The 6,777-nt window shown below is 26.8% G+C and carries 8 protein-coding genes; all 8 read right to left on the bottom strand.

Features of this window, described 5'->3' with window-relative positions; genetic code table 11:
* Window positions 1-372: 372 nt before the first annotated feature.
* The 8 genes from ACTG3V_RS13430 to ACTG3V_RS13395 all read right to left on the bottom strand — a co-directional run bounded on the left by ACTG3V_RS13430 (window position 373) and on the right by ACTG3V_RS13395 (window position 6,518).
* Entirely contained in the window at window positions 373-729 is a 357-nt protein-coding gene (locus tag ACTG3V_RS13430) for a hypothetical protein (RefSeq protein WP_439132684.1), read from the bottom strand.
* Window positions 641-970: a hypothetical protein gene (locus ACTG3V_RS13425; protein WP_439132683.1), complete on the bottom strand. Its 330-nt coding sequence runs from the start codon at window positions 968-970 to the stop codon at window positions 641-643. The genes ACTG3V_RS13430 and ACTG3V_RS13425 overlap by 89 nt, the downstream gene beginning before the upstream one ends.
* Window positions 971-1,106: 136 nt before the next feature.
* A complete protein-coding gene (locus tag ACTG3V_RS13420) occupies window positions 1,107-1,625 on the bottom strand; it encodes a hypothetical protein (RefSeq protein WP_439132682.1) in 519 nt (172 codons plus the stop codon).
* A gap of 213 nt (window positions 1,626-1,838) precedes the next feature.
* Complete coding sequence (locus ACTG3V_RS13415) at window positions 1,839-2,192, bottom strand: hypothetical protein (protein WP_439132681.1); 354 nt, start codon at window positions 2,190-2,192, stop codon at window positions 1,839-1,841.
* A gap of 168 nt (window positions 2,193-2,360) precedes the next feature.
* Window positions 2,361-3,197, bottom strand: a complete 837-nt coding sequence (locus ACTG3V_RS13410; protein ID WP_439132680.1) for a helix-turn-helix domain-containing protein — start codon at window positions 3,195-3,197, stop codon at window positions 2,361-2,363.
* Window positions 3,198-3,525: 328 nt separating this feature from the next.
* On the bottom strand, window positions 3,526-4,233 hold the full coding sequence (locus ACTG3V_RS13405) for a 16S rRNA (uracil(1498)-N(3))-methyltransferase (protein ID WP_439132679.1): 708 nt from the start codon (window positions 4,231-4,233) through the stop codon (window positions 3,526-3,528).
* Between the two features lie 125 nt (window positions 4,234-4,358).
* A complete protein-coding gene (locus tag ACTG3V_RS13400) occupies window positions 4,359-5,480 on the bottom strand; it encodes a GTP cyclohydrolase (RefSeq protein WP_439132678.1) in 1,122 nt (373 codons plus the stop codon).
* Between the two features lie 15 nt (window positions 5,481-5,495).
* Complete coding sequence (locus ACTG3V_RS13395) at window positions 5,496-6,518, bottom strand: transporter (protein ID WP_439132677.1); 1,023 nt, start codon at window positions 6,516-6,518, stop codon at window positions 5,496-5,498.
* Window positions 6,519-6,777: the final 259 nt, after the last annotated feature.

The following is a 6,777-nucleotide window of genomic DNA, read 5'->3' as shown; positions in this document are numbered from 1 at the left end:
AACAAAAGAGTTATTTTTAAAAATAATTGTTTCATAATTGAAGGATTTTAGATTTATAGTATAAAGTTATTTAATTTGATAATTTTAAGAGTTCCAAATATTACATTAAGTGAGATTCTGGACTGATTTTTTAAATAATTAATATTTAATATTTTTAAGAATAAAAATTTTTTTAGGTTTGTGGTAATTCTGGACTCAATTTTTATATAAATAGTGTTTTTTTGATGATTTTTTTGGTTAGATTTTAAAAGGATTTTAAAAGAAATTTGGAATATATGATATAATTTTTCTCATAATTTTGTGGTGTTAAGTATTGATAAATTTGTGTTTGTTATATTTAATGACTTGGCGGGTGTTGGTAGCAACCGTTTTTTAGTTATTTACGGTATTTAAGTCAATATCAAATCTTCCATTGGTAATTTCAATAATATCATTTTCATCGTCTTTATTTTTAAGTTTTACAGAAAATGTACCTGAATAAATACCATTTATGATGTCTATTTTAGAAAAAATAACACTACCAGAATTATTAAAAGACCTGTACTGTCTATTGCCTAAATCTATTAGTGTATAAATATGAGTATTTGGTAGATTAGAGTTTTCATCTGCATTACTTATACCTACTATGTGATTTTTTATATTATTTTTTAAAGTTGGTATATATATATATATATATATAAGTTTCAGGTGCATCTTCATAGTTACTTGCTTTAATAATCCACTTGTCATCACCATTGTTATTTAAAAAATTTTGACCAATTAAAACTTGTAATCCGCTTCTTTCACTACTTCCAGGAGTAAAAGTAAATGAATTTTTTGGTGTAAAAACTTTACCATCTATAATAGCACCAAAGGTATTTGCCCCAGTTTGTGTAATTGGTGGTAATTGATCTTCTGGGTCTTTGTTTTCGCAATTAAAAAAGGTTATGACAAAAAGTAATAGTGTTGTTTTTAAGAATAAATTTTTCATATTATATAGATTTTAGGATTACTATTAAGAATATTTTTAAATGTATTTTTTTCATAATTTTGAATTGTTAAATGTTAATAAATTTGAGTTTGTTATTTTTAACTATTTTGGCGGTTGTTACCAGAAACCGTCTTTTTTAATTTTTTTTACTATCCAATGATAAGTTAAATTTGCCATTTGTTACTTTTAATTCATCTCCTTTGTCATTATATAAGATACACTCAAAAGTGCCTAATGCACTAGTTTCTGATAATTCAGTGAAATTTACAAAACCATTATTTTGATTATTTTTAGTATTATAAAAAATAAGTTCATTATGCACCACCATTCCTTTACTTCCATAATCAAGTGAATTTCTTAATTCTTCATTTAAGTTGTTTTCACCCTCTGTTGGGGTCAAAATGTTAATAAATAGAGTATATTCCCCCCCACTATTTATAGTGATTCTTTTGCCATTATCATCATATGCCCAAGCAAAAGGTCTAATATTTCCACCACCAATACCAGTTCCAGCAGAAGGTATATAGAGTTTTCCATTTACGTAACAAGAAAAAGAATCGTTACCTGTAGAGTCGTTTGTATTGGTGTTGTCTTCGCAACTAAAAATAGTTGTCATAAAAATTAAGATTGCTGTTTTTAAGAATGTAGTTTTCATAATTGAAGGATTTTAGATTTATAGTATAAAGTTATTTAATTTGATAATTTTAAGAGTCCCAAATATTACGAATAGTGTGATTCTGGAGTCATTTGTTTTTAGGTAATTGATTTTAAGAAGTTTAAGTATAGTATTATTTTATAGATATTTGATGTAAATGAGAATCTGAACTCAATTTGTGACGAATGGGAATGATAAATTTTGTTTTAATAATTAAGGTGTAAGAGGTACTTCTCCAATTCCTTCAATTAATAAATGAACAAGACCAATTAAAATTGTTGCAGAAATTGCTGTACTTAATAAAATTGTTTTTGATAAAGAAAATTCTCTCCCTTTTATTTTGTCAATTTCAGTAATAGAAATTATTATCGTTTTAATACGATTCTTTAATGTTATGTTGTTGTTTTCATATCTGACAATTTTACCAGTATATGTTATAGAGTTTTTTAATTCAATTTTCACTTTTTTTGGTTGTATAGTATCATAATCTTTTATCTCAAAATTTTTATAAGTATAACAGCTTTGAAATAGTATTAGAAAACTTAAAATGTAAACTGTATTTTTCATATTATTTAAGTTTATATCCTCAATTTTAATAGATAGAAATTTTTAACCAAATTATACATCCACATAAAAACAAGAGTCCAAAATATTAGGAAAATTAATATTCTGGACTTACTTATAATATTTAGGACTAATTTTATAATATGAACTACACACAGTAATTTAAAGAAATTAAAGTTTAATAGATTTTTGATATGCAGCTGGAGTAATTCCTGTATATTTTTTAAAAGTATAATAAAATGAGGACTTAGAATTGAAACCAGATTCTAAGCCAATAGAAGTAATAGTATATTGTTTGTAGTCGTTATCAACTAATAGTTCCTTAGCTAGATGCACCCTATATCCATTTATGAAGTCATTAAAATTATTGGATGTATTTTTCTTTATACAAGAAGATAATTTATTAGAACTAACATCTAATTCGTTAGCTAACAACTCTAAATTAATTTTTGGTTGAGTAAACAGTCTAGTTGATTCTAGTAATTTTTCAAGTTTTGCAAATAGTGCATCTAAATATTCTGAGTTATCACTTGTATTTGTATCAAATGTTTGAGTTGTAACTGATTGTAGATTTAATTTTTTACGCAAATTTTTACGCTCTTTTAAAAGTCTTAATTGTAGTATTGATTGGTATCCAGCCCAATAAATTAAAACAGTTGTCAGTACACGTAAAGGATAATAAGAATAGATAAAATCTTTAAAGTCTAAAACTACTGTAAAGGCTAATGCAACAATCCAAAAAATGTAGATAGATACACCTAATTTAAAGAAGCTATATACCCATTTTAGGTTATCGTAAGATAAAATTTGTGAAAACAAATCCTGTCTTTTAGAAACAATATGAAAAGAATATCCAAAAGTAGTTAGTGATACAACAAGGCTAAAAATTTCTTCAAAAGTGGTGTATTTCTCGAACAAGTATGTTACTTCGATAGAATCATTATCACTATAAAATGAAACAAAGCTTATTCGAATAATTATTAAAAGTAAAAAAATAGGTAGAGCCAATTTTAGAATAGATTTACTTTCTTTTTCAATGTTTAAATAATGTATTAAAAATGTATAAAAGAATGGGGCTGATACAAAATGCCAAGGAATATGTATGTAGTCTAAAAAAAAATATTCAATGAAAAATTTTTTTGCTAATATCCAAGATTGGATATTATTAAGAGAAATAGACAGCACCAATAAATTCATATAAATCATACTCTTTTCTCTACCGTTTTTTGAGAAAAGAATAAGAAAACAGAACAAAAATCCATGCATTGCACTAACTAGCAAAAAAAGATTGAAAATTTCTTGATGGGTCATAACAGAGTTTTCGCTAAAGTAGAAATTATATATTTAATAACGAAACAGTATGTACAGCCACCAAACCAGCAGTTTCTGTTCGGAGTCTGCTTTCTCCCAAAGAAATAGGAGTGCAATTCTTAGCCAAAGCTTTTTTAATTTCATCCAAAGAAAAGTCACCTTCAGGCCCAATAAGAATGGTTGTTTTTTCTGATGGATTTACAACTTCTTTTAAAGATTTTTTTTCATTTTCTTCACAATGTGCAATACAAATTTTACCATCAAATTCTTGATTGATAAACTCATTAAATTTTATAGGTTTATTTAATTTGGGTAGTGTAAATTTTAAGGATTGTTTCATAGCAGATTGTATGATTTTTTCAAATCGTTCAATCTTAACGACTCTTCGCTCAGAATTTTGACAAATAATGGGTGTGATTTCATCTATCCCAATTTCTGTGGCTTTTTCTAAAAACCACTCTGTTCTGTCGTTGTTTTTAGTGGGCGCAATAGCTATATGCAGATAATAATGCCAAGGTTTAGATTTTTTTTCTGAGAAAATAATTTCTGCAATACACTTTTTATCGCTGGCAATGGTGATTTTTGCATCGAATAAAAAACCTTTTCCATTCGTTATTTTAAGAATGTCACCTTCTTTTTTTCTTAAAACACGTACAATGTGTCTGCTTTCAATTTTATCAAAAGTAACTTGAGTGGTGTTTATTTCAACATCAGCATTAAAAAAAAGTTGCATTGGTAAAGATTCAAAGTTAAAATTAATAGCAAAGTTATGGGGTTACAAAGTAAAAAAGTAACAAAATCTTAAAATAAAAAAAGTTTTCACTTTTTAATTTTGCCAACAGCCAATAGCCAATAGTCCTACTGTATACTTTTTCTATATGTTCTTCTTCTTTTATGAGTAACAGGATTAAAATCTTCCCAAATCTTTTTAATGGATTCGTTATCCTCTAATTCAGGTGTTCTGATACAATTTATGATGCCTTTTTTGCTAAAGGTTTTTGTGTATTGGTCAAAAATAATGGCTGTTACTCCTTTATTTTGATAATCTGGATGCACCCCAATTAAATAAAAAGTAACGTCTTTTGCCATTTTTCTAGCTTTTAACAATCTTAAAATACCTAATGGAAATAATTTACCTCTTGCTTTTTGTAATGCCCTAGAAAACGAAGGCATAACTATAGCAAAAGCAACCAGTTTTTTATTTTCGTTCAGAACAAACTTTATGTACTCTGGATTGATAAATGTAATATATTTACGTTTAAAGTACTCTATTTGGTCATCAGAAATGGGCACATAAGTTGATAGTTTTGAGTAAGAGGCACTAAAAACTTGAAACATTTCATCTACATAAGGTATAATATCTTTGGTTTTATCAAAGTCTAATGCAGTTAGTTTATACCGTTTTTTTACAATATTGCTCATTCTGTTGTAATAAACAGCATCTACATTTCTAAATTTAAATTTATTTTCAAGGTATTCTTTTTCTTTTACAAAGCCTAATTGCTCTAAATGGTCTTTATAATATGGATGATTGTACCAAGTAATCATAGTGCCCATTTCATTAAAACCATCTACTAAAACACCAGTTTTGTCTAAATTATTAAAACCAACAGGTCCTTCAATATAAGCTAAGTTATTGGCTTTTCCAATTTCATTTACTTTATCTAAAAGTACTTTAGAAACCTCAATGTCATCAATAACATCGAACCAACCAAAGCGCATTTTTTTTATTTGTTGCTTATTCACTTCGTACCAATTGATAATGGCAACCACTCTACCTACAGTTTTTTTGCCTTTGTAGGCTAAAAAAAAGCGAGCATCTGCATTTTTAAACACAGGGTTTTTTTTGGTGTCGAAATTGGCAATTTCGTCTTTAATTATTGGTGGTACCCAATATTTGTTATTCTTATAAAGAGAGAAAGGAAATAAAACAAAATTTTTAACATCTCTTTTGGTTGTAACTTCTTTTAGGGTAATCATAATTATTTGGGCATTTTAATTATTCCTTTTTCTTCGAGAACGGCTTCTGGATTTTTTCCTTTTGTCCTTTTTTGAAAAAATACTAAAAAGTCTACTAAAAAAACCTTTTTGTTTTTTATTGTATTTAGAAATAGGTGTTTCTTTAATAACCCTACCATTTTCATCTAATTCTTTAAAAGCATCTTTGTGCGTATTTACTCTATAAGATACTCCAAAACTAGCATAGTAGCCAGGTGTAGAACCTTCAGTTAATATTCTTCCAGATGCATTTAGCTGCAAATTGTTGTTGTATAAAAACGCTAGACCTGTACCAAAATTAATGTTGTTTTGAAATTCTTGAAATTGCATTTGGTTTTCAATAAAAGTAGACCATTTATTGCTAAAATTATAAGTTCCTGTTACTATGTATGATATTTCTGAGAAATCAGTTCCAATTTTATCATAAAATACATTTGTAATAATATTAAATTTATTGGTTAAATTGTGTTGTAATAGTAAACCTAATTTTGGCGAAATAGTACCAGTTTTGTAATAGTCGCCCACAAAATCTGTATTAGCACCAGCATAAATTGCAACAGAGGGTATAAGCCTTCTTTTGTCGAAAGCAAATCTTTTTTTCCAGCTTCTTATTTCTTTACTTTTATCTTTGTATTTAGGTTGATAAAGTAAGTATTTAGCACTAACATTTAGCCTGCTTATATTACTTTCAAAATAATGTGAAGTAAATATATTTTTAAAGGCTATTTTATCTTTTTGTTGGGTAACTTGTACATTTAGCTCTAACTTTTCAAGAAAAAAACTGGTTCTAAAAAGCAAATCAAAACCTAAAGATTCAGGTCTAGAAAAAGTAGGATCAATTTGTGTATCTCTAAAAAAAATATTGGTTTCTAATTGATAAACGCCAGTACCAACACTGTAAGGACTCTCAGAAAAGCCAGGTTTGTTAGAGTTTATTACTTCTGTATATTGACTGTAAATCGATGAAAACCCGAAAAGAAATACGATTGAGAAGAATTTCTGAATAGAATTATTCACCATAAAAAATAATTTTATTTTTAAATTGATTTACTTAACAAACATAGCATAAAAATGCTGTTTTTAAAAGGATTGCATACTTTTTTACCTTTCTTAAAGTTTTATACTTTGTTAACGCTGCAATTGTGCACAAATTGTTATTTTTGGGTAATTATTAATAAAATACAAAATGGGTTTATTAAAAACTTTAGTTTACATCTTATTGTTCTACTATGCTTTTAAGTTTTTAGCAAAATTATTAGCGCCTTTTTTAATGAAAAAA

The sequence above is a fragment of the Polaribacter sp. genome, from assembly GCF_965660385.1.
In the GTDB taxonomy this organism is placed as follows: Bacteria; Bacteroidota; Bacteroidia; order Flavobacteriales; family Flavobacteriaceae; genus Polaribacter.
This window is presented reverse-complemented; position numbering and strand designations above follow the sequence as displayed.